The sequence below is a fragment of the Falsiroseomonas tokyonensis genome, from assembly GCF_019024325.1.
GTDB lineage: Bacteria > Pseudomonadota > Alphaproteobacteria > Acetobacterales > Acetobacteraceae > Falsiroseomonas > Falsiroseomonas tokyonensis.
Genome location: NZ_JAFNJS010000003.1, coordinates 634272 through 656932 on the forward strand (window position 1 = coordinate 634272; position 22661 = coordinate 656932).

At 70.6% G+C, this 22661-nt stretch carries 20 protein-coding genes; 9 read left to right on the forward strand and 11 right to left on the reverse strand.

Annotation, left to right across the window (positions count from 1 at the left end):
- Positions 1–2: 2 nt before the first annotated feature.
- The 3 genes from J3S20_RS30825 to J3S20_RS13590 form a co-directional block, all read right to left on the reverse strand.
- The gene (locus J3S20_RS30825) at positions 3–1589 is read right to left on the reverse strand and encodes a phage tail protein (protein ID WP_281419513.1); all 1587 of its coding nucleotides are present in this window, start codon (positions 1587–1589) and stop codon (positions 3–5) included.
- Between the two features lie 388 nt (positions 1590–1977).
- Entirely contained in the window at positions 1978–2691 is a 714-nt protein-coding gene (locus tag J3S20_RS13585) for an FCD domain-containing protein (protein ID WP_216837000.1), read from the reverse strand.
- A gap of 40 nt (positions 2692–2731) precedes the next feature.
- Positions 2732–3763, reverse strand: a complete 1032-nt coding sequence (locus J3S20_RS13590) for a Bug family tripartite tricarboxylate transporter substrate binding protein (RefSeq protein ID WP_216837001.1) — start codon at positions 3761–3763, stop codon at positions 2732–2734.
- Positions 3764–3845: 82 nt separating this feature from the next.
- Here J3S20_RS13590 and J3S20_RS13595 point away from each other — a divergent pair, with 82 nt between their 5' ends.
- The 5 genes from J3S20_RS13595 to J3S20_RS13615 are packed head-to-tail and all read left to right on the forward strand — an operon-like array spanning position 3846 to position 8707.
- Positions 3846–4622, forward strand: coding sequence for an HpcH/HpaI aldolase family protein (locus tag J3S20_RS13595; protein WP_216837002.1), 777 nt, complete (start codon positions 3846–3848; stop codon positions 4620–4622).
- Complete coding sequence (locus J3S20_RS13600; RefSeq protein ID WP_216837003.1) at positions 4619–5638, forward strand: NAD(P)-dependent oxidoreductase; 1020 nt, start codon at positions 4619–4621, stop codon at positions 5636–5638. The genes J3S20_RS13595 and J3S20_RS13600 overlap by 4 nt, the downstream gene beginning before the upstream one ends.
- Before the next feature lie 29 nt (positions 5639–5667).
- Positions 5668–6948: an ABC transporter substrate-binding protein gene (locus J3S20_RS13605; protein WP_216837004.1), complete on the forward strand. Its 1281-nt coding sequence runs from the start codon at positions 5668–5670 to the stop codon at positions 6946–6948.
- The gene (locus J3S20_RS13610) at positions 6945–7814 is read left to right on the forward strand and encodes a carbohydrate ABC transporter permease (RefSeq protein ID WP_216837005.1); all 870 of its coding nucleotides are present in this window, start codon (positions 6945–6947) and stop codon (positions 7812–7814) included. The genes J3S20_RS13605 and J3S20_RS13610 overlap by 4 nt, the downstream gene beginning before the upstream one ends.
- Before the next feature lie 2 nt (positions 7815–7816).
- Entirely contained in the window at positions 7817–8707 is an 891-nt protein-coding gene (locus J3S20_RS13615) for a carbohydrate ABC transporter permease (protein ID WP_216837006.1), read from the forward strand.
- 129 nt (positions 8708–8836) lie between these two features.
- On the opposite strand, the gene J3S20_RS13620 is transcribed toward J3S20_RS13615, so the two are convergent.
- Positions 8837–9943 (reverse strand): HigA family addiction module antitoxin, encoded by a 1107-nt coding sequence (locus J3S20_RS13620; RefSeq protein ID WP_216837007.1) that lies wholly within the window; start codon positions 9941–9943, stop codon positions 8837–8839.
- Positions 9944–11022: 1079 nt separating this feature from the next.
- Here J3S20_RS13620 and J3S20_RS13625 point away from each other — a divergent pair.
- The 4 genes from J3S20_RS13625 to J3S20_RS13640 all read left to right on the forward strand — a co-directional run bounded on the left by J3S20_RS13625 (position 11023) and on the right by J3S20_RS13640 (position 14774).
- Complete coding sequence (locus tag J3S20_RS13625; protein ID WP_343215221.1) at positions 11023–12552, forward strand: recombinase family protein; 1530 nt, start codon at positions 11023–11025, stop codon at positions 12550–12552.
- Complete coding sequence (locus tag J3S20_RS13630; protein ID WP_216837009.1) at positions 12549–13448, forward strand: ParB/RepB/Spo0J family partition protein; 900 nt, start codon at positions 12549–12551, stop codon at positions 13446–13448. The genes J3S20_RS13625 and J3S20_RS13630 overlap by 4 nt, the downstream gene beginning before the upstream one ends.
- Before the next feature lie 19 nt (positions 13449–13467).
- Positions 13468–14361: a plasmid partitioning protein RepB C-terminal domain-containing protein gene (locus J3S20_RS13635; protein WP_216837010.1), complete on the forward strand. Its 894-nt coding sequence runs from the start codon at positions 13468–13470 to the stop codon at positions 14359–14361.
- Between the two features lie 275 nt (positions 14362–14636).
- Positions 14637–14774 carry a hypothetical protein gene (locus J3S20_RS13640; protein WP_216837011.1) on the forward strand — a complete coding sequence of 46 codons (138 nt, stop codon included), beginning with the start codon at positions 14637–14639 and terminating at the stop codon, positions 14772–14774.
- Positions 14775–14809: 35 nt separating this feature from the next.
- Here the strand turns inward: J3S20_RS13640 and J3S20_RS13645 are convergent, their stop codons facing one another.
- The 7 genes from J3S20_RS13645 to J3S20_RS13675 are packed head-to-tail and all read right to left on the reverse strand — an operon-like array spanning position 14810 to position 22580.
- Complete coding sequence (locus J3S20_RS13645; protein ID WP_216837012.1) at positions 14810–16642, reverse strand: glycoside hydrolase family 55 protein; 1833 nt, start codon at positions 16640–16642, stop codon at positions 14810–14812.
- A gap of 8 nt (positions 16643–16650) precedes the next feature.
- Positions 16651–18651 (reverse strand): phage tail protein, encoded by a 2001-nt coding sequence (locus J3S20_RS13650; protein ID WP_216837013.1) that lies wholly within the window; start codon positions 18649–18651, stop codon positions 16651–16653.
- A 1-nt stretch (position 18652) separates the two neighbouring features.
- Positions 18653–19006, reverse strand: a complete 354-nt coding sequence (locus J3S20_RS13655) for a DUF6950 family protein (protein WP_216837014.1) — start codon at positions 19004–19006, stop codon at positions 18653–18655.
- The gene (locus tag J3S20_RS13660; RefSeq protein ID WP_216837015.1) at positions 19003–19578 is read right to left on the reverse strand and encodes a hypothetical protein; all 576 of its coding nucleotides are present in this window, start codon (positions 19576–19578) and stop codon (positions 19003–19005) included. The genes J3S20_RS13655 and J3S20_RS13660 overlap by 4 nt, the downstream gene beginning before the upstream one ends.
- The gene (locus J3S20_RS13665; protein WP_216837016.1) at positions 19578–20264 is read right to left on the reverse strand and encodes a hypothetical protein; all 687 of its coding nucleotides are present in this window, start codon (positions 20262–20264) and stop codon (positions 19578–19580) included. Before J3S20_RS13665 ends, J3S20_RS13660 begins: the two co-directional genes overlap by 1 nt.
- The gene (locus J3S20_RS13670) at positions 20261–22429 is read right to left on the reverse strand and encodes a tape measure protein (protein WP_216837017.1); all 2169 of its coding nucleotides are present in this window, start codon (positions 22427–22429) and stop codon (positions 20261–20263) included. Before J3S20_RS13670 ends, J3S20_RS13665 begins: the two co-directional genes overlap by 4 nt.
- Positions 22422–22580, reverse strand: a complete 159-nt coding sequence (locus J3S20_RS13675; protein WP_216837018.1) for a hypothetical protein — start codon at positions 22578–22580, stop codon at positions 22422–22424. Before J3S20_RS13675 ends, J3S20_RS13670 begins: the two co-directional genes overlap by 8 nt.
- Between the last annotated feature and the right edge of the window lie 81 nt (positions 22581–22661).

Genomic DNA, 22661 nt, shown 5'->3' on the forward strand with positions numbered 1-22661 from the left:
GATCAGAGGGCGGTGGCGGTGACCGGGCCGGCGAAGGCGGAGACGTTGCCCTTGGTCGAGACTGCGCGGAGCCAGTACCAACGGGTCTGGCCGGAGGTGAGGCCGGTGCGATTCCAAGGCAGCGCGGTCGGCCCGCTGGCCAGTTTAGACGCCGCGGCGAGGCTGGCGCTGTTGGCCTCGAAGACCTGCAGCCGCACGGCATCGGCGGGAAAGCCGCCCGACAGGCGCACGCCACCGGCAATGCCAGTCGCGGCGATCCTCGACGCGGCGGCCGGCACCAGCGCGTCCCGCCACCCCGACACCGCGCCGCTGCGCGCCTGCGCCCATACCCGGAATGCCGTCGGCTCCGCGGTCGGGATGGCGACGGCCGTGGCGCCGACGCGGCCGGCATAGCCCGGCCGAATGGCGACAGAGGCCGGGCGGAACTCGATTTCGTAACCGGCCAGATAGGCGGAGCCGACCGCCGACCACGAGACGGCGATCGCCGTGAAGGCCACTGCCAGCGGCGTCTCCACCAGGATGGCGGCCGGCGCGGCGATCGCGCCGGGGTTGGGCAGCACCACTGACGGGCTCTGCCCCGTCGCGCGCTCATCTGTCGCCGGGTTCCAGGCCCAGACGGCCGGATCCTCCTCGGCCAGTTGCAGGTTCACCCCGCCATCAGGCGCCAGCGCCCAGCCCGTCACCCGCGCCGGGAAAGGCGTCAGGCGTTCCAGCGCCACCGTCACACCATCCCAGGGGCGCAGCCGCAGCGCCGAGAGGTTCGCCTGCAGCGCCACCTCGCGCTGGCGGCGGTTGCGCTCCAGCTCGATTTTCATCAGGCGCTGGACGGTGGCGGCCGAGGTGGTGAAGGGGAACTCCATGTCCCGGTAGATCGCCTCGCCGCCATCCTCGGTGACGTAGTTGCTGGCGAGCAGAGGCGGTGCATCGGTCGGCTGCCAGGCGGCAGCCGGCTCGACATAGACGGTACGCACCCCGTTGAAGAGATCGCGCCGCGGGCGCGAGCCGATGATGGTGACATCGCCGCGCAGATCATCCGAGGTGAGTGTCGCGGCCGGCAGCGCCGGCGCCCCGGCATGGATGTAGAAGCGACCGTCCGAGACCACGAGCGCGCCTGCCATTGCAGCGACCAGCTTGCGGGTGATGGCGATCTTGCCCTCACCCAGGGTGAAGGCACCGTTGACGGTATAGCGCGGCTCGGCGGTGCCATTGGCCAGCCGGTGCACCAGCATGAGCGCGCGTGCCCTCTCGACCAGTTGGCCGCGCCTCTCATCGAGCCGGAGCTTGCGCTCCTGCGCTTTGAGCATCTCGTTGGCGGTGCGCGCATTGTGGAAGCTGCTGCCGCCGGCTGAGGGCGTGGGCAGCGGCTCCGGCAGGGGCGGAGCGACGAATGCCGGTCGCGCCGGCGGCGGCGGTGGCGAGGGCTGTACCGGTAACGGCGCCACGATGGCAGCCGTCTTGCGCGCCGGATCGCTGCTCGGGGCCAGCCGCGCGCGGACCTTCTCGACGTCCCATCCGCCGCCGGGCCCTTCGACATAGCGGCCCAGAGTAGTTCTCGCCCAGTTGCCATTGGCCAGCAGTCGAACCGCCAACTTAAGGCTACCAATTTCTGGGAAGCTAGCCGATTCCATACGGTTAAGGCTTGTGGGTTAAATCGGGCTACCCCCAAGCTCTCGGAGAGAGAATGGCCTGTGGAGCGACGTAAACGCCGTTCGTCACATTCTCCAACCCCCAAGCCAAGGCAGCAAAACCCCAGAAAACCTGCGGTTGTCGGCGCCACAGCGGAAGGGGAAATATGAGGTTGGGGAACCGACTGGAGCAGCGATAGGAACCGGGATCCAACCTTCGCTGGGTGCCGTGAGACGTGTCTCGCCGGCTGCTCAGCTTGGCGCACGACCTCTCCTGCCACGGCCGCGCAGGCGGCTCTTCAGAGGCCAGCGCCGGCGACAGCGGGGCCCGGCTTGGTGCTCGCGCTATCTTTCAGCCGAACGTCCGGCCGAAAAGGCGGGCGGATCGCAGGAGGTGGGAGCGCATGGACGCCACGGCACCGTCGACGTCGCGGGCCACAATGCGATCGAAGATCGCGCGATGCTCCGACATGGCAACGGGCTCCATGCCGGGCGTGCGGACCGCCGAGCCGTGGAAGGCGCTCACCCAGTCCAGCATCGCCTTGAGGAAGACAGGGAATAGCGGGTTCCCCGAGCCCTCGGCGATCGCGACATGGAAATCCATGTCCGCGGCGAGAAATCCCTCGCCGCGCTCCGCCGCCTCCGCCTGCCGGCGCAGGCTCTGCTCGATCCGGGCCAGCGATGCCTCCGTCGCTCGCTCAGTTGCGCGACGCACCAGGCCTTCCTCAACGGCGAGGCGGGCGTCCTTCAGGTGCTCGAGGCTGGTCGCGTCCACCCCCAGCAGGTGGATGATGCTCTCGTTCAGCTGGCTGAGGATGTGGGAAGCGGATGGCTCGACGACCCGCGCCCGCTCGCCATGGGAGATGGTGATGACCCCCGCCGCCTCGAGCCGGAGCAGCGCCTCCCGCACGGTGGGTCGTCCGACCCCGAAGCGGGCCATCAGCTCCTGCTCAGAAGGCAGGGCGCGGCCGGGTGGCGGGTCGCCTGAACGGATCCCGGCGAGCAGGCGCTCGGCCAGGATCTCGTGCAGGCGGCGGCGCTGGATGGGCTCGGGGCTATTCGTCATGTCCTTCCTGTGATGTGGCCCCGCCGATAGCGCAAGCTACTCAGTCCTGTCGCGGCACCCCGGCGGCTCGGACGATCTCGCCGACGGCCTGGTGGTCGCGCCGGAGCTTCTCTGCATAGGCCGCACCCTCCATGAACATGGGCAGCACGGCCATGCGGCGGAAGGCATCGCGCGTTTCCGGCGCCTCAACTGCGGTGCGGCAGGCCGCCTGCCAGCGGGCGAAGACCGGCTCCGGGACGCCGCGCGGCACGAAGATCCCGCCATGAATCGAGAATTCGAAATCATAGCCGAATTCACGTATGAGCGGCAGCTCGGGCGCGAGCGGCAGCGGCTCGCGACGGAACACGGCGAGCGGCCGCAGGTCCAGCTGCGACCCGATGTTGAAGGCATCGGTGAACACCTGCACCTGCCCGGCCCGCATCGCCAGGGCGATGTCGGCCGAGCCGCGGAAGGGCACGTGCTCCATCTCTATCCCGACCGCCCGCGTGAATCCCGCCATGACGACGTGCGCCGGCGAGCCTGGCCCCGGTGAGCCATAGTTCAGCGCGCCCGGCCGCTCGCGCGCCATGCTGATCAGGTCGTGCACGCTGCGGATCGGGCTGTCGGGCGCCACCATCAGCGTGCCCGGGCCGTCATAGACGCCGCAGACCGGCCGCAGCGCCTCCAGGTCATACGGGATGGTGCGCACATGCGGCAGGAACACGCCGCCGGCGCCGAGCGGAGCGAGAATGGCGAGGTGGCCGTCCGTGTTGCCGGTCACGACCTGCTGCCCGGCGATGGTGCCGCCGGCGCCGGTGACGTTGCGCACGACGATCTGTTGCCCGAGCGCCGCTCCGAGCTGCGTCTGAATGGCGCGGGCGATCAGGTCCGCACCGCCGCCTGCGGGGAAGCCGACCAGCACCTGCACAGGCCGGTTCGGAAACGGTGCCTGCTGGGGCCCCTGGGCCGCCGCGTAGCCGGCGCCCCCCCCGAGAAGGACAGCTGCAGCCGCCCCCAGAACGCCCGCACGCCGGCGGAGCGATCGCCAAACTGACATTCCTGCTTCCTCCCTATGGCCCTTGACGGCACTCATCAACATGTCGGACGATCCGATGAGCGGTCAAGCCTGGAGTCAGTGCAGACACCGCGCGCCATCAGGGAGAGAAACGGCCGCCATGCCGCACCAGCGACTGCGCCCCATGCTTGCCGCGCCGGGTCTGAAGCTCGGTCTGTTCGCGATGGAGTTCGCCACGCCCGGATTGCCCCTGCTGGTGAAGCATGGCGGCGCCGACTTCCTGGTGCTCGACCTGGAGCATTCGGGCTTCGGCTTCGAGACGATGCGGGTGGTGACCATCGGCGGGAGGGCGGCCGACCTGCCGGTGATCGTCCGCGTCCCGCACCGTCACCCGAACGAGGTTTCCCGCGCCCTCGATGGCGGGGCGGACGGCATCATGGCACCGCTGGTCTCCACAGCGCAGCAGGCGGCGGACGTTGTCGCCTGGGCGACCTATCCGCCCTCGGGCGGGATGCGCGGCGTCGGCATGATGCTCCCGCACGACAACTACCGGCCCGGCGCGCCCGCGGCGAAGATGGCCGAGGCGGACGCGACGCGCGCCATCGTCATCCAGATCGAGACGCGCGAGGGGGCCGAGAACGCCGAGGCAATCGCCGCCGTGCCCGGCGTGGACTGCCTGTGGCTGGGCCACATGGATCTTTCCTGCTCGCTCGGCATCCCAGGACGCTTCGACCATCCCGACTTCGCCGAGGCCTGCGGCCGCGTCATCGCCGCGGCGAAGCGGCATGGCAAGGCGCTCGGGCGCATGGCCGGCAGCATCGCAGAGGCGAAGCGACTGGCGGAGGAAGGCTACGACACCATTGCGCTGTTCAGCGACACCGCCGCGCTGCAGGGGCGCATCGCCGAGGGCGTGGCCGCGCTGCGCGGGAGCGCATGATGTCCTTCGCCGTCGGACTCTCGGCCGGGTTCCTGCGGGCGGATGGCAGGCCCGCCTTCCCCGACTTCGACCTCTTGCCACTGGAGCGGGACCCCGAGATCGCGCTGCGGCGCTTGCCCCCGCGCGGCGGGCTGATCGCCGCCGAGGACACCGCGGGGCTCGACGCCCTGATCCTGCTCGGCGAGGCCTTCACGGCGGCAAGCATCGCGGCGGATGGTCGCCTGAAACTCGTCGCGCGCTTCGGCGTCGGCTTCGACAAGGTGGATACGGCGGCCTGCAGCGCGGCAGGCATTCCGGTCTCCATCACCCCCGACGCGGTCCGTCGGCCGGTGGCGGTCGCCATCATCGCCCTCATGCTCGCCCTGGCCTGCCGCCTGCCCGAGAAGGACAAGCTCGCCCGGCTCGGCGCGCCGGGCTTCGCGCGCCGCTCGGAAGCGATGGGGGTCGGTCTCGAGGGTCGGGTGCTCGGCTCGCTCGGGCTGGGCAACATTGCCTCGGAGATGTTCCGGCTCGCGGCGCCGTTCGGCATGCGCTTCGTCGCGCACGACCCCTACGCCGATCCCGCGCGCGCCGTGGCGCTCGGCGTGGAGATGGTCGGCCTGGATGCGCTGTTCGAGTCGAGCGACGTGCTGGCGGTGAATGCCCCCCTCGCGCCCGGGACGCACGGCATCGTCTCAGCCGGGCGCATCGGGCGCATGAAGCGGAGCGCCTTCCTGATCAACACGGCGCGCGGCGCGCTGGTAGATCAGGCGGCCCTTGCCGCGGCGCTCGTGCAAGGGCGGATCGCAGGCGCAGGCCTGGATGTGTTCGAGCCTGAACCGCCGGCGCCGGACGATCCGATCTTCGCCGCCCCAAACGTCATCGCGGCGCCGCACGGCCTATCCTGGACCGACCAGGGCTTCGCCGCCATCGGCGCCGCCTGCATCGCAGCCGTGCAGGCCATACGAGCGGGGCGCTCGCCGGCGCATCTCGCGAACCCCGAGGTACTGACGGCGAAGCCACGCTTCACCCGCTGAAGCGCGGGATGGAAGGGGAGGAGAGGAAAATGACCATCCGCACATCACGTCGCGGGCTGCTGGCCACGGCCGGCGCGCTCGCGCTGCCGCTCGGGGCAGGGGCGCAATCCGCGCCAGCCCGCATCACCTTCGCCTGGCCTTTCGCGGGCGGCGAGCGCGGTATGCAGATCCTCGTGAACCGCTTCAACGAAGGTCAGCGCGCGGTCCAGGTGGAGATGCAGGTCGTGCCGCAGGTGCAGGCAATCCCACGCCTGACCACCGCCTTCGCCGGCGGCGCCGGCCCGGACTGCCTGGCCATGTCCGATGCGTGGATTTCGCAGTTCGCCGGCGGCGGCTGGCTGGAGAACCTCGACCCGCTGCTCGCCGGCACGAGCATCGAGCAGGAGATCGTGCCGGGCTCCATGCAGATTGCACGGATGATGGGTGGCCGGGCCTTCTATGTCGGCTACATGGTCGAGGCCTACTCGCTCTACTACAATCGCCGCTTGTTCCAGGAAGCAGGCATCGGCGAGGCGCCGGGCACCATCGAGGCCTTCCGCGGCGCCGCGATCAAGCTGACGGACGCGCGCCGGAATCGCTACGGCTACTTCGTGCTCGGCGGCACCGGATGGCAGTTCCAGCAATGGAGTACCTGGATGCTGAACCATGGCGGCACCGGGGTGGACCGCAGCTTCTTCGATGCCGCGGGCCGCTGCGTGCTTGCCGGGCCGCGCCATGTGGAAGGGCTGGAGAAGTGGATCGCGCTTTATCAACGTGACCGCGTGTCACCGCCGGCCTCGGCCACCGGCACCTTCCAAGATCAGACGAACGCCTTCGCCGCCGGGCAGGTGGCCATGGTCATGGGCTGGGGCATCGGCCTGTCCACTCTGGCAGAGGGCGTCGGAGAGGCGAATTTGGGTGTCGCGGCCATGCCGGCCGGCCCCGCGGGGCAGTACTTCTACTACGCAGGGAACGGCTTCTCGGTAAACGCCGCCTCGCGGCAGAAGGACGCCGCCTGGGAGTTCCTGCGCTGGGTGCTGCGACGCGAGAACATGGAGTTCTGGAACCGCGAGTTTGGCGCGATCCCGGCCAACATGGCGGTGTGGGATGCGGAGTGGCTGCGCGCGCCGAAGTACCAGGCGCCGATCGCGATGATCCGTGCGACCGACCAGCTGCTGCGCCATCCGCGGCACCTGCCCGGCTATGCCAGCTTCCAGGCGCAGTTCGCCCCCGAGCAGGTGCAGCGCACGCTGCTCGGGCGGCAGACGCCGGCGCAGCAGGCGCAGGCGATCGCGACCGCGCTGAACGACCTGCGAGCCCGTGCTGCATGAGGCGCCACGCCCTCCCCTGGGCGCTGATCGCCCCGGCTGTCGTGCTGGTCGGCGCCGGGGCGATCTATCCGATCGCCTATGTGATCTGGCTTTCGGGCTACGACTACCAGCCCTATCGCGGCGGACTGATGGTATGGGTCGGCGCGGGGAACCTCGCCCGCGTCATCGCGGACGAGACCTTCTGGCACTCGCTCAGGGTCTCGGCGATCTGGGTCGGGGGCAGCGTGATCCCGCAGTTCCTGCTCGGCCTCGGCATGGCCCTGGTGCTCAACGAGAGCTTCCGCGGGCGTGGCCTCGTGCGAACCGTTATCCTCGCACCCTGGGCTGTGTCGGGGGTGGTCACAGGCATCATCTGGCTGTGGATCTTCGATGGCACGATCGGCGTGGTGAACGACTTGCTGCTGCGCGCCGGCGCCGTGGACTTCCCGGTCGCCTGGGGTATCCACGAGGAGACGACGTGGCTGATGCTGCTGCTGGCCAACGCCTGGCGCGGCGCGCCCTTCTTCGCGATCGTGCTGCTCGCGGCCCTGCAGTCCATCGAGCCTGAGCTCTACGAGGCCGCGCACATAGACGGCGCCAGCGCCGTCCAGCGCTTCCGGTACGTGACGCTGCCGCTGATCCTGGACGCGGTGGTGGTTTCCACGCTGCTGCGCGCCCTGTGGACCTTCAACTTCATCGACTTGATCCTGACGATGACACGCGGAGGACCGATCGACGCGACCAAGACGCTGCCGATCTACATCTTCGACGTGGCCTATCAACGCGGCGAGTTCGGCTACGCCGCCGCGCTCTCCGTGGCGCTCTGCTTGGTCCTGGTGGCGTTCAGCGCCGCCTGGTGGCAGCTGCGCCGTCTCGGAGGGCGTTGAGCATGGCCAGGGGCACCGCCGTCCTCGTGAGCCGGGAAGCAGCGGCGCAGCCTCGCGCGGCCCTGCGGATCCGATGGGGCCGGCTCTTCACCATCTGGCTGCCCGTCGCCGGCTTCCTGGCGTTCACGCTGCTGCCGATCTACTGGCTTGTCGTCTCCTCGCTGAAGGGGCCCGGCGAGCTGTTCGCCTTCCCGATCGCCTACTGGCCGGACAATCCGACCTTCGAGAACTACACACGGGCGCTGACGGAGACGCGCCTCGGGCAGCTCTACCTCAACAGTCTCTTCGCCGCGGGGGGTACGTGCCTGGTGCTGATCGCGCTCATGGTGGTCGGCGGCTACGCCATGGCGCGGTTCGACTTTACCGGCCGCTCCCTCGTGCTGATGCTCTTCCTGGCCGCCCAGCTCCTGCCGCCGGTGGTCATGCTGGTTCCCGTCTTCACCATGTTCGCAGCACTCGGCCTGCTGAACACCCGCGGGGCGCTGGTGGTGATCTACGTCATCATGCTCCTACCGTTCAGCGTGATGACGATGCGCAGCTTCTACGCCGCCATTCCGGAGCAGCTTGAGGAAGCGGCCATGATCGATGGCTGCACGCGCCTCGGCGCACTCTTCCGGGTGGTGCTGCCGGTGGCGCTGCCGGGCCTGGTCGCGACGACAATCTACGGCTTCATCAACTCCTGGAACGAGTTGCTCTTCGCCGTGATGCTCGTCTCCAGCCCCAACCTCCAGACGATCCCGGTCGGCCTGATGAGCATGACGGACGAGGCACGCACCGAATACGGGATGATGCTGGCCATAGCCGTTCTCGCGCTCGCACCGAGCCTCATCCTGTTTGGGTCGATCCAGCGCTGGCTGACCGCGGGCCTCTCGGCCGGCGCGGTGAAGGGCTGAGAGCACGACGTTCTCGGTGCCAGCGGGAGGGAGTGCACCCGGATTCGAACCGTCGCCGACCTGTTGCCTTGGAGAGGGCGGGCGTAGACGAACGCCGCGGCGGGGCGACGACAGAAGAGGTGGCCCCGCCTACTTCTCAGCCGAAGGCTTTGCCCAGGTGTACGATACCTTCAGCTTGTTGAGGTGCGTCCAAGGCAGCCAACCCTCGTTCTGCATACGACCGACGACAATGCCGGCAGCCACTCCAATCTCGTTGGCTATGGCTTGAACTCCAGCCGCAGAGACTGCGCCGCGGTCCGCGAGCGCCTTCAGCTTTCGGGCGGACGCCGGGGGTATGAGGAGGTCCCGCGCGAAGGCATCCGCTTGGCGTTCGCTGGCCTCGTCCAGCGCCTCCATTCCCTCGACGAACTGGGTCTTCTTGCCGTGGAGGAGGATGTGCCCGGCCTCGTGGAAGAACGTGAACCACAGGTGGTCGTTGGTCCGGTAGCGCAGACTAAGCATCAGAAGCGCGCGGTCAGGGGACAGCCACCGGGTCGCCCCGCTGGCCGGGCACCCCTTCGGCGCAGGCGCAAAGACCACGGCGACTCCGTGCTGGGCTGAGCGCCGGACTAGCGCATCGGTGAAGCGCGCCGGCGACGTCTCCGTCGTGAGAGCCCGGAAGTCCTGCAAGGCCGCACGAAAACCGGCCTCGTCAAAAGGCTGGCACGGCAGCCCCTCGGCGGCCCGCTCACCTTGGCGAAGCCACGCGGCGACCGCACCGACCTCCATCGACCGGCCCTTCGCCGCACGGAAAGCAGCGACGGGGGCTTCGTATCGCTGCCTCCACGCGTGCACAGACGCGACCCCGAAGAACCGGAGGCAGTGGTTCACCTGCTCGGCGCGGTCCTTATCCTTCTCCAGCCAGCCGAAGGCAGTCATGTCTCGGAGCGGCAGTTCATCGAGCCACGCCGTCTGCTCCAGACGCTCCTGGCGGGTCCGCTGCGCTTCCAACGCCGCCCGGAACTGAGCCTCGCGTCGCAGCCAAAACCCGGCGGTCGAGCCAAGAACCGTGGCAAGCCTGACGGCAGCGTCAGGCGTCAGGGTCGTCCGCCCCTGGACGAGATCGTTGACGTGCTTGCGCGTGAAGCCGAGCCGCTCGGCGAGCTCGGCCTGCGTCCACCCGCGCTCCTCCAACACGTCAGCGATGGTCTCGCCGGGCGAGGAGACCCAGTCCGGGGCGAAGGAGGATTCAGTCATGGTAGTCCCCGATGAATATGATCTCGACGGCTGTAACGCGCTTCCAGTCCGGCGTGGTGGGCGCCTTCGCAGCCCCGGCTCGCTTCGGCTGGAAGACCAACCTCTGACCTCCGGCCAGGTCGAGCGCGAACTGCCCGGCGCGGTTCCCGGTCAGCGGATGCGGGCGACCCGCCACGAGCTCGGACACCGTGTCTGCAGCCTGAAGATCGGCAAGCCGCCCGCGGAGTTTTCGCGCACTATCAGCCCCGAGGACCTTCACGGCCTCCCGACTGTCAGAGCACAGCTTCTCGAGCTTCTTCGAAGCGAAATATATGTCCACGACTCGGGGAGGTCAAGGATGATGCACCTATTGGGTGCATCAAACTGACCGGCCTGGTCAAGTGGCCGAGAGCTCAGCACTGACAGCGGTCAGCAACCGACCGCATGTCGAAGCGGCCGCCGCAGCCCGCTGACCGGCATCAAGGGCCGCTCAGAAAGCTGCGGCATCGCGTCACCCGGATCCCTTGCGGCTCCGCCCTGACACGTCCCGCTTCTCCCTCCTGTCGAGCGTCACCAAGGCGGTCGCGATCAAGCGGCGCGCGGTATCGACCACGTCCTCTCCGCTCTCACCGGGTTGAAAGACCAATGCCATGAGGGCTTCGAGCACCGCGTCTGACCGGCGAGCAAGAAGGACGAGGTGTTCGCCGCTGGGCCCACGGGCACCCGACAGCCAGCCGCGGACTGTCCGATTGCTGGCGCCTGTCCAGCGTTCGAGTTGCTTCGCGGCGCCGCCCCCGCTTCCCACGCCCTGACGCAGCGCGCGTGCGATGGTCGCTGTGTAATCTGGGGCACGACAAGCGCCCAGCGTTTCCTCTGGCAACTTCTTGCCGCTTTTCGGCCCGCCGCCCTCGTTCCTTGGCAACATCCTGCCATGCCCTTCCTGCTAGGTTCAGGGCATCGAGGGTGTGAGGGCGCGAGGGTCTGCAGCGCCTCCGATGCGCATGCCGGCACGGAGGTAGGCGATGCGGGCTACCGCCCACTTGTGAAGGGTGGAACGAGTGCGACCGCGGCACGACAACGGGCTGCCGGGCGAGGAAAACGTGAACTGCACGGTCCGCGCTGCGCAGTACGTGCGCATGTCGACCGAGCATCAGCAGTACTCGACCGAGAACCAGGCCGACCGGATCCGCGATTACGCGGAGCGCCGCGGCATCGCTATCGTCCGTACCTATGCCGACGAGGGCAAGAGCGGGCTGAACATCGGCGGACGTGAGGGGCTGCAGCGGCTCCTCGACGATGTCCGCAGCGGCCGTGTCGATTTTGAGCTCATCCTCGTCTACGACGTCAGCCGCTGGGGCCGCTTCCAGGACGCCGACGAGAGCGCCTACTACGAATTCCTCTGCAAGCAGGCCGGCCTGAAGGTCGTCTACTGCGCCGAGCAATTCGACAATGACGGCTCGCCTGTCGCCACCATCGTCAAGGGCGTCAAGCGTGCCATGGCGGGCGAGTACAGCCGCGAGCTCTCCACGAAGGTCTTCGCGGGGCAATGCCGCTTGATCGAGCTCGGCTTCCGGCAGGGCGGGGCGGCTGGCTTCGGCCTGCGCCGCGTCCTGCTCGACCAGTCCGGCGCGCCCAAGGGCGAGCTGCGCCGCGGCGAGCAAAAGAGTCTGCAGACCGACCGCGTGGTGCTCCGCCCCGGGCCCACCGACGAGGTCGCCATCGTCGAGGGCATCTACCGCGCCTTCGTCGAGCAGGGCCAAAGCGAGGCGACGATCGCGCGCCGGCTTAACGAGGAGGGCGTTCGCACCGACCTCGGCCGCCCCTGGACCCGCGGCACGGTCCACCAGATCCTGACGAACGAGAAGTACATCGGCAGCAACGTGTACAACCGCGTCTCGTTCAAGCTGAAGCAGCGGCGCGTCCGGAACCCGCCGGAGGCCTGGGTGCGACGCTCCGGCGCCTTCGAGGCGGTCGTACCGGCGGAGATGTTCTTTACCGCGCAGGGGATCATCCGCGAGCGGTCGCGTCGCTTCACCGACGCTGAGATGCTCGACCGCCTCGGCCAGCTCTATCAGGCGCGTGGCTTCCTGTCGGCCATCCTGATCGACGAGGTGGAGGGGATGCCGTCGTCGAGCGCCTTCGGCCAGCGCTTCGGCAGCCTGATGCGGGCCTACCAGCTGGTGGGCTTCACGCCGGACCGGGACTACCGCTACCTGGAGACCAACCGCTTCCTGCGCCGGCTTCACCCCGAGGTCGTCCAACGCACCGAGGCGGCGATGCTCGCGCTAGGTGCGCAGATCGAGCGGGATCCGGCGACGGACCTGCTGTGGGTGAACGGCGAGTTCAGTGTTTCGTTGATCCTGGCCCGCTGCACGGTGACGCACGGCGGTGCGCTGCGCTGGAAGCTGCGGCTGGATACCGGCCTGTGTCCCGACATCACCGTCGCGGTGCGCCTGGATGCCGCCAACACGGCGGAGCTCGACTACTACCTGCTGCCCTGGATGGACCTGGCGGTGGAACAGATGAGGCTCGGGGAGCGCAACGGGACGCATCTCGACGGCTACCGGGTGGACGACCTGGCGCCGCTCTACCGCCTCGCCGAGCGCGCGCCAGTTAGGCGGGCAGCATGAGCGCGGCCTCCTTCTCCGCGCCGGGCCCCGACGCTGAGCGCGTGCAGGACGTGCCAGTCGATCTGATCGACGTCCTCAACCCGCGCGAGCGCAAGCAGAAGGTCTTCCAGGAGCTCGTTGCGTCGATCAGGCTACTTGGCCTCAAGAAGCCGATCACGGTGACGCAGCGCGGGGACCGCTATCTCTTGATCTGCGGTCAGGGTCGGGTCGAGGCATTCCGGACGCTTGGGCAGCGCACCATCCCGGCGATCATCGTCGCGTCCTCCGACGAAGACGCCTTCGTCCGTAGCCTCGTGGAGAACATCGCGAGGCGGGCGCCACGAACGATGGAACAGCTCGAGGCGATCCGCGCCCTGCAACAACGCGGCCACGAACCGCAAGCGATCGCGCGGAAGACCGGCCTCGATGTCAGCTGGATAAAGGGAGTGCTGACCCTGCTGGATCGGGGCGAGGAGCGCCTGCTGATCGCGGTGGAGGACCACAGGATTCCCATCACCACGGCAATCGCCATCGCGGGCGCGGGCAGCGAGGAGGTGCAGCAGGTGCTCCAGGCGGCCTACGAGAGCGGCGACCTGCGCGGCCGCAAGCTGCTCGCTGCGCGCCGCCTCATTGAGGTGCGCGGTCTCTACGGCAAGGCGACCGGCCGCGCCGGCGCGGCCAGGCCAAAGGGCGCGAGGTTCAGCTCGGCGGTCCTCGTCCGTGCCTACAACAAGGAGGTCGAGCGGCAGAAGCAGCTGATCCGGAAGGCCGACCTGGTCGAGCAGCGCCTGGCCTTCCTGGCGGCCGCGCTCGGGGGGCTGCTGCGGGACGAGCACTTCGTTGACTTGCTACGGGCGGAGGGCCTGCCGACGCTGCCCAAGGCGATCGACGAGCTGGTGCGCGGCAGGTCCGGGTGACGGCCGGGCGGAGACGACGATGACGAACCTGACCGAGGCCTTCGACCGCGACATCCTCCACCTCACCCTCGACCGGCTGCTGCCGTCGCGCCTCCTGGGCAAGGACGTTCCGAGGTCGCGGAAGTTCGAGCAGATCCGGGTGTCGATGCAGGAGATCGGCCTGATTGAGCCGTTGTCGGTCACGCAGCCGGACGCGCGGAGCGGGCTGTGCGCGGTGCTCGACGGCCACCTCCGCCTGGCCGCCGCGCGAGCGCTCGGCTGGCCCAAGATTGCCTGCCTCCTGTCGCGCGACGACGAGGGGTATACGTACAACAAGCGGGTGAACCGGCTTGCGACGGTGCAGGAGCATTTCATGATCCTGCGCGCGCTGGAGCGCGGCGTGTCGGAAGAGCGGCTGGCTCGCGCGCTTGACCTCGACATCGACACCATCCGCCGGAAGCGCGACCTGCTGGCCGGTATCTGCCCAGAGGCGGTGGAGCTGCTGAAGGAGGCACACTTCCACCAGGACGTCACGCGGCACCTGCGCAAGATGAAGCCCGCCCGCCAGATCGAGTGCGCCGAGCTGATGCTGAGCGTCAACAACTTCTCTGCGACCTACGCCGAGGCGCTGCTAGCCGCGACGCCAGCGGCCCATCTGGTCGATCCCGCCCAGCCGAAGAAGGTACGCGGCCTGTCCATGGATCAGATCGCGCGCATGGAGCAGGAAATGTCGCTCGTCCAGTCGCGCTTCAAGGCGATCGAGCAGACCTACAACCGGAACGTGATGCAGCTCGTGCTGGCGCGGGGCTACGTGGCGAAGCTGCTCGGCAATGACGCCGTCGCGCGCTGGCTCGGCCGGCACCAGCCGGAGGTGCGGGACGAGTTCCGCGCCATCGTGTCGGCGGCGACGTTGGACGAGGAGACGCCGCGATAATCGACGCTCGATCGCGCTCGCACGTCGGATTTGCGATGGACCGACACTGACTTAGCCGGCCACCTTGCTGGCGACGGGGACCCGGACCCTTCAAGCGCGGGGACCGCCGGAGACGCCGCACGAGGGGCGGATCAATGGCGGTGGTGGGGATGGCGGCGAACCCGCTGGTGCCCACCAGGCTGGCCGCCATAGGGCCGGCCGAGAAGGATGGGGCGTGCCCGGTTGGCTCTGCTGCCGGGCACGCCCATCCACCTAGCATCCTGCGTAGCACCGCGATGACGCTACCCTCGCCGACCAGCAGCAGCAGCACGATGGCCGCCAGCACGACCTCGATCCGCCCGAGCCGTTCGTTGGCCTGCTTCCACCGCTCGGCGCAGACCGCCTCGCGCACGGCGAGCTTCGTCGCCACGTAGTCCTTGCCCCTGGCCTGCACGACGTTCTCTCAAGCTCACGAGATCCGCCGCTTCGTCACCTGCACCGCCAACGGCGCCGCGGCCAAGTCCACCGTCGACGCGCTGACGTTCCGCGCCGTCACGCGCACGCTGTTGTTCGACCACACATGGCAGTCCAGCACGAAGGCGATGCTGCTCGTGTCGAGCGACGCGTCGGCGAAGTCGCCCCGGCGGGCGCCCGGGACCGTGACGTCGACGTTGGCCGTCGCGCCGGGGCCAAGGCTCGGCAGGTCCCAGTTGGTCTCCAGCGCCAGCGTCCGTGTCCCCGCCGGCACTGAGGGGCAGCCGTAGAGCACCGCCGGCGCGTCCTCCGGCAGGCCGTAGAGCCGCAGCGCCTCGAGCTCGATCTGCCCGTCGAAGCCGATGATGCCGATCTGCGCGAAGGCGACGCCTGCGCCGAGCCGCACCGTCTGCCGCCGGTTGAGCGAACTGTCCTGCATCACCGCACCCGCCTGCCAGCTCTTCGAGGGGGTGTCCCACTGCACCGTGGTGCCGGAGGCCAGCACGTCCTGCGGCTGGTTCTCCCGCACCGTGCCAGCGCCGTCGAAGCAGCGGACGCAGAGCCGCCCGCCATCGGCGCCGCCGACCAGCCAGTGCGCCAGCGCGAATTCCTTCGCGTGCGTGGTCTGCACCACGAAGGCGACGCCACGGTTGGCGTTGAGCAACAGCCCCCGCCCGGTCGCGGCGATACCGTCGAGCCCGTTCCAGGACAGCGCCGCCATGGTGGTCTCGGTGGTGGTGGAGGTCGCGATGATGCAGGCGCCCTCCACGCCGATCTCGGTGTTGCTTTGGCGGAAGGCCGCGGCGCGCAGGTTCGGGAGGTTCGCCAGCAGCCGCGTCAGCCGCGACGCCGGCGCGCGGTGGCGGTTGTAGACCGCGTTGCCGGCGCGGGTTGCGGTCGCGGTGTAGTCGATGCCGATGGCGTAGGTCTGCGCCCAGGCGATCTCGTACTCGCAGTCGGTCGCTGCCCCGGTGTGCCGCGCCGCGATCGGCGAGCAGGCCTCCATGCGCATCCCCCGCGCGATGATCGCGGTGCCGCCCGTCTCGTTCAGGAAGGGGATGGCGACGTTCGGGTCGAGCTGACGGAGCTCGAAATTCGGCCCGTCGAAGATGTGGCGGTTGTGGTTGTTGTAGGCCCCGGCCTGGCGCGAGAAGCGCACCCCGAAGCGGTCGAGGGTCGGGTTGATTCCGGTCGCGCAGGCGAAATGGCCGCCATAGTAGCGGATCGAGGTGTTCCAGGCCGTGGCGGTGGCACAGTGGGCGTCGAGCCCGTAGCGGTTGTTCAGGATGCGGCCGAGGATCAGCGTCGTGTCCTCGAAGCCGCGCCCATCGCCCAGCGTCCGCAGTCCGATCGTGAAGCCCGAGACCAGGCGGAGGTCGAGCAGCGAGGAGTCGAGGTTGCGCGCGAGGATGCCGATGTCGGCCTCGCTCGCCCAGTCTGACTGGATCTGCCGGGTGACCTGCAGGTTGAGATAGAGCTTCTCGCCGTTGCGGGTGGTGCCGCCGTCGCCCAGCGTCAGCACGGTGGCCGGCGCGTTGGTGGCGCCGGTGTACTGGATCACCCCCTGCATGATCAGCCCACGCGCACCACCGCCGAGCGTGACGCCGGCATCGACGTTCCAGGTGCCGGGCGGGATGACGGCGAACTTCCCGTCCGCTGCGGCGCGGTCGAAGCAGGCCTGGATGGCGACGCGGTCGTTGGCGGCGCCATCGCCGAGGCCGCCGAAGTCGCGCGGCAGCACCGCCTCGCGGTCGCGCAGGTACTTCGCGAGGTCGGTCTTGGAGATGTTCTGACCGAGGACCATCAGGTCGTCGATGCGGGCGGCCATGTCGCCTCCTACAGCGCGGTCGCAGTGACGGGCCCGACGAGGGCCGAGACGTTCCCCTCGGCGGAGACGGCGCGGAGCCAGTACCAGCGGGTCTGGCCGGCGGTGAGGCCGGTGCGGTCCCAGGGCAGCGCGGTGGGCTCGGTGGCCAGCTTCACGGCCGCAGCCAGGCTGTTGCTGCTGGCCTCGAACACCTGCAGGCGCACCGCCTCGGCGGGGAACCCGCCGGACAGCCGCACCCCGCCGGTGATGCCGAGCGCGGCGGGCGCGGTGACGGCGCCAGAGATGGCCGCCTCCCGCCAGCCCGACACCGCCCCGCTGCGGGCCACCGCGCGCGCCCGGAAGGCGGTCGGCTCGGTGGTGGGGATCGAGGCCGCAGTCGCGCCCAGGGCGCCACCGTAGCCCTGCCAGGTGGCGACGGAGGCGGGGCGGAACTCCAGTTCGTAGCCGGCGAGATACGCGCTGCCGACCGCGGACCACGACACGCCGAGAGCGGCGAAGGTGCTGCCGGTGGGCGTCTCCACCGCAATCGAGGCCGTGGCGGCGATGACCCCGGGGTTCGGCAGCACCACGGAGGGGCTGTCGCCGGCGGCGCGCTCGTCCACCGCCGGGTTCCAGTCCCAAACGGCGGGGTCCTCCTCCGAGAGGGTGAGGTCCACGCCGCCGTCCGGCGACAGCCGCCAGCCGGTCACGCGCGCCGGGAAGGGTCCAACCCGGTCGAGGGCGACGGTCACGCCGTCCCAGGGCCGCAGCCGCAGGGCCGAGAGGTTGGCCGGGAAGGCCACCTCACGCTGGCGGCGGATCCGTTCGAGCTCGGCCTTCATCAGGCGCTGGACGGTCGCGACCGAGGTGGTCAGCGGGTACTCGAGGTCGCGGTAGATCGCCTCGCCGCCGTCCTCGGCCACGTAGTTCGAGGCCAGCAGCGGCGGGGCATCGGTCGGCTGCCAGTTCTTCGCCGGGTCGACGTAGACCGCGCGCACCCCGTTGAAGAGATCCCGCCGCGGCCGGCTGCCCTGGATGGTCACGTCGCCCCGGAGATCATCCGAGGTGAGCGTCGCCGCGGGCAGCGCCGGCCCACCGGCATGGATGAAGAACCGCCCGCCCGAGACGACCAGCGCGCCGGCCATAGCGGCGACGAGCTTGCGGGTGATGGCGATCTTGCCCTCGCCGAGCGAGACGCGGCCGTTCACCGTGTAGCGGCGCTCGGTGACGCCGGCCCGGGTGCCGATCAGCTCGTCGCAGATGTTGGCCGCGGCGATGAGGGCGGGGATGTCGATGTCGTCCCAGGACGCCTTCCAGCCGAAGGGCGCGGTCAGGTACCAGGCGAGGCACAGCGCCGGGTTGTCCGACCAGCCCGTCGCGCCCGTGCGCGGGTCGAGGATCGTGTCGGCGCCTTCGACCAGCGCGGCGATGTTGGGCGGGCCGGAGGGGAAGGCCTCCGCCGTGATCTTGAGCCGCACGGCGACATAGGCGCGGCCGCGTCCGCGGTGCTCGGCGGTCCACTTGCCGCTGGTCTCGGCGATCAGGTTGGCGTTCGCGGCCTGGTCGGGGTCGCCGAGGTGGCGATCGACGCGCACCAGGCCGGCGAACTTCGAATCGGTGGCCAGTGTGTCACCGAGCCAGAGGTCGCCGATGGCGCGGACGCGGTGCGCGGCGAGGACGATGACGGCGTAGAACCAGCCATCGGCGCGGCCGGCGTCGTCGGTCGCCGAGTGGATGAAGACGATCGGCCCGCCGACCTTGCAGCGGCCGAAGACGATCTGGTGCTCGGTGATCGGCTGGCGGAAGGACTGCGTGCGGCCGGCGCCGGGCGCACTCGGATCGTCGCCCGGGCGCAGCGCGGTGGAGGACGTCGGCGCGGTCGGGCGCTTGGCCGGAAAGACCGAGGCGCCGATGGTCGAGACGACGAAGGCAGCGCCGGCGCCGACAATCGCGCCGATGATGCCGCCGCCGACCGCGGCGGAGGCGACCCCGCCGGCGACGACGGCGATCAGCGGAACGGCGGCGGGCATGTCAGCCGATCCTCCAGGCGATGGTGCAGAGGATGATCGGCGCGCGGACCAGGCTGCGCGGTCCGACGAAGGCGACGCGACCGGCGTCGAGCACCACGCCGAGGCGGTCGGGATCGGGCGCGAGGACGATGTCGCCCATGCGAGCCAGCAGCGGCGGCATGCGCGGAAAGCCAGCGCTGTCGGCGGTGGCCACGAGGTCGGGCTGCACCTGGAAGGCGGGCCGCTCTCCCGTCATCGCCTCCACCGCGGCCAGCGCGAAGCGACCGCAGTTCCAGCGATGGGCGTCGAAGGGGCGCGTCTCCACCGCCGACAGCAGCGCTGCCAGCCGCACCGCCCAGTCCGGCCGCCGCGTCACTGGGCCGGCAGCCGGATCTCCGCCTCCTGCAGGGCGGGGACGTACTCAAAGAAACGGTCGCCGGGATACTCGGCCTGCTGGTCGGCGTCGGTGTAGCGGCGCACCTCGGCGCGCTCGAGGTCGACGAGCCGGCTCTCGCAGGTGAGCGCGACGCGGGGCTCGGCGCCGTCGGTCACCTCCATCGTGTCCATCAGCCCGGCCCAGAGCGGGAACGGGTCGGCGACGAAGGTGCCCTCCGCGTCAAGTAGCGCGCCCCACAGCCGGGCCGGGCGCAGCCGAAAGCTCCGCTCGGCGAGGGCGATGTCCACCACCTCCTGCGGCACCGGGGACAGGGCAAGGGTCAGCCGCACGGCGCGGAGCTCGACCGTCTCCTCGACCTCGCCGACCGCGCCGATCGAGCCCACGCCCTCGAACACCTTCCCCGCCCAGTGCAGCTGGCCGAGCCCGGTCCAGGCGCGGAAGGGGCCGGAGGCGAAGTCGAGCTCGACCAGCACCACCGGTGCCGCGACCGGCGAGGTGGCGGAGGCGGCCGCGTGCGGCGACAGCCGCGGTGTGCCGTGCGTGTCGGGCATCACAGCGCCTCCTCGAGGCGGATGGTGATGGCGGTGAAGCGCCCCGGCCGGGTCGAGTTGGCGGCCTCGTCGTCGGAGACCAGGCGCATGGCGACGGTGGGCCTGGTCAGCACTAGCGGCTGGTTGATCAGCAGCGCCTCGCGCAGCGGCGGTGCGATCGGGATGGTGGCGGTGCCGGCGCCGGAGGCGGTCACCGTCTCGGTCGCGATGTAGAGCCGCCCGGCCAAGCCGATGAGGTCGCCCGCGCCGACCGCGACAGCGTTCGGCCACCAGCCCTGGGTCTGGATCGCGAGCGCCCCACGCGGCGCGCCTGCCGCCAGCGCCGGGTTCCCCGAGCCGACCACGAAGCCGGTGCCGTCGGTGAAGATGGTGGCGTCGGAGTAGGAGAACGGCCCGCTCGGCACGTCGCCCTGCACCCGCGGATCGCCGGTGCGGAACTCGCGCCGCCAGTCCCAGATGCGAACAGTGTTCACCGAGCCGGCCAGCGCGGCGAGCAGTCCTTCGAGCAGGCCCGCGCGCACACGGTCGAGCGGATCGAACGTCGCCTGCGCCACCCAGCGCGCGCCCTCGCGGCGGAGCACCTGGGTGGCGCGGGTGACCGGCGAGACGAAGCGGGTGGTGTTGTGCTGCAGGTAGAAGGTCAGCCGCGTCGGGCGCAGCGCCTCCGGCCAGGCGTATTCGGTCATCCCCGCACCGTCTCGTAGGCGCTGCCGCCGCGGCGGATCGCGTCGAGCGTCATGGCGGAGGCCTGCCGCGCGATCTGCCCGGCGAGCAGCCGCAGCCGCGCCTCGACCCCGGCATCGGCCCCGCGGGCGTCGATGTTGATGGTCTGCTGGATGACCGGCCCGCCCGGCGCGACGCCGTTCGGCAGCACGGTGCCGCCGCGGTCGGGGACGAACCACTCCGGCCCACGCTCGCCGACGATGTAGGGTTGACCGGCCGCGACCGGCCCGCCCTCCGCGCGGAACAGGCCGCCGAGCCAGGAGCCGATGCCGTCGAACCAGCTGCCGGCGCCGAGGCTGGTGAGGCCGGCCGAGACGGCGTTCCCCAGCGGCTCGGTGATGGTGCGGCGGGCGATGATGCGCGTGATGTCCTGCAGCAGACCCTGCATGACCTTCGAGAGCTTGTCGCCGCGCACGATCGCGTCCTCGAAGGCGGAGGAGAACGCGAAGCCCAACTCCCGCGCTGCCTCCCGCGTGCCCTCGGTGCTGCGCAGCAGCCGGCGCTCGGCCTCCTCCAGATCCTCCAGCGCACGCTGTGCCTCCCGCCCGACCGTCTCGTCCGGGATCGGCCGGCCAGCGCGCTCGGCGCGCTGCACCAGGTCGGCGAGCCGTTCCAGCCGGCGCTGGTAGCGCTCATAGGCTGTCTCGTTGTCCTGGATCAGCCGCTCGCGCTCGCGCAGCAGGTCGTTGAGCTGCCGCTCGGCGTCGCGCGCCTCCCGCGCCCCCTCGGTGCTGGCGCGGCGCACGGCGGCGATGCGCGGCTCCAGCCGGCGCAGCGCCTCGTCGCGCTCCTGCAGCGCGAGCGTCACGAGGCGGGTGCGCTCGGCGGCGGTGACCGCGCCGGCTGCCTCGGCCTCACGCAGCCGGCGGACGCGCTCCTCGTACTCCCGGTTGATCCGGAAGCGGTCGTCGAGGTCGCGGGTGAGGTCCTGGACGTCCTGCGTGGCGCGGCGCCGGCGGGCGTCGGCCGCGGCCTGGCCGGCACGCTCCTGCTCCTCGAGGCGCCGGTTCAGCGACTCCCGCTCGGCGGTGTCGATCTCGGCCAGCGTGGCGAAGTAGTCGCGGCGCAGCTCCTCCAGCCGCGCCCGGCTGTCGACGCCGGCCTGCTGCTCGGCGGTGCCGACCAGGCCGGGGCGGATGCTGCCGCGGCGGACCGGGGCGCGCAGGCTGTCGCGGCCGTCGCCCTCGCTCTCCAGGCGGCCGATCTGCGCCGACAGCGCCTCGGCCTGGCGGCGGAGGCCGGCGAGGCGCTCCTCCTCGCTGCGCAGGCCGGCGCCCTGGCGGACGCTGTCCACGGCGCGGGCGGCGGCCGAGAGCGCCCGGGCGAGCGCGTTGGACAGGCCGATGGCGCGGTCGAGCTGGCCGAGGAAGTTCTCGGTGGCGGCGCTCAGCTGCCCGAAGGCGCGGCCGAGCGAGAGCGGCGCCCGATCGAGTTCGGCGCCGAGCCGCTCGGTGGCGCGCAGCAGCGCGGGGAAGACCCGCTCGGCGGTGAGCTTGCCCTCGCTGCCGAGCTTGCGGAGCTCGCCGATCGAAACGCCGAGCTCGCGGGCCAGGCCCTCGGCCAGCAGCGGCATGGCCTCGAGGATGGAGCGCAGCTCGTCGCCCTGCAGGACGCCCGAGGCCAGCGCCTGGGCCAGCTGGAGGGTCGCGCTGCTGATCTCCTGGGTCGACGCGCCGGAGACGATGGCAACGCGCTGCAAGCCGCCGACGAGGCGGACCACCTGGTCGGAGGTGGCGCCGATCTCGCGGGCGGCGATCGAGAAGCGCTGGAAGGCGTCGACGCTCTCGGAGACCGCAACGCCGGTGGAGAGCGCGTTGCGGTACAGCGCTTCGTAGACCTGTCCGGCGCGCTCGACCGAGCCGGTGGCGTTCTGCAGGCGGGAGAGGCCCTGGGTCAGCGCGTCGCCGGCCTGGACCAGGGCCCGCGCGGCGACCGCCACGCCGGCGATCTGGATGCCGCGGGTGGCGACGTCCAGCAGTTCGAGGGACCGGGAGGCGCGCTCGGCGCCGCCCTTGATCTGGTCGAGGGAGCGCTGGCCGGTCTCGCCCACCTCACGCAGCCCGGCCTTGACCCGGGCAGCGTCGTCCAGCGAGAGGCGGACCGAGACGCGGCGGGTTGCATCAGCCATTCGGCTTTCCCTCCCCGTCACGGCGGGCGGCGCTGCCCTCGGCCATGCCGATGCGGATGGCGAGCAGCAGCTCGGCGGCGGCCCATCCGGACGCACCGAGATCGCGCGCCGCGGCGAGCGCGCCGGCGGTGTCGAGCGTCAGGCCGGCCATGGTGACCTCGGCGCAGGCCGTGCCAGCGGCCCAGCAGGCGTGGCCCTCAAGGCTGGTGGGGGCGTGCGCGGCATAGGGGCA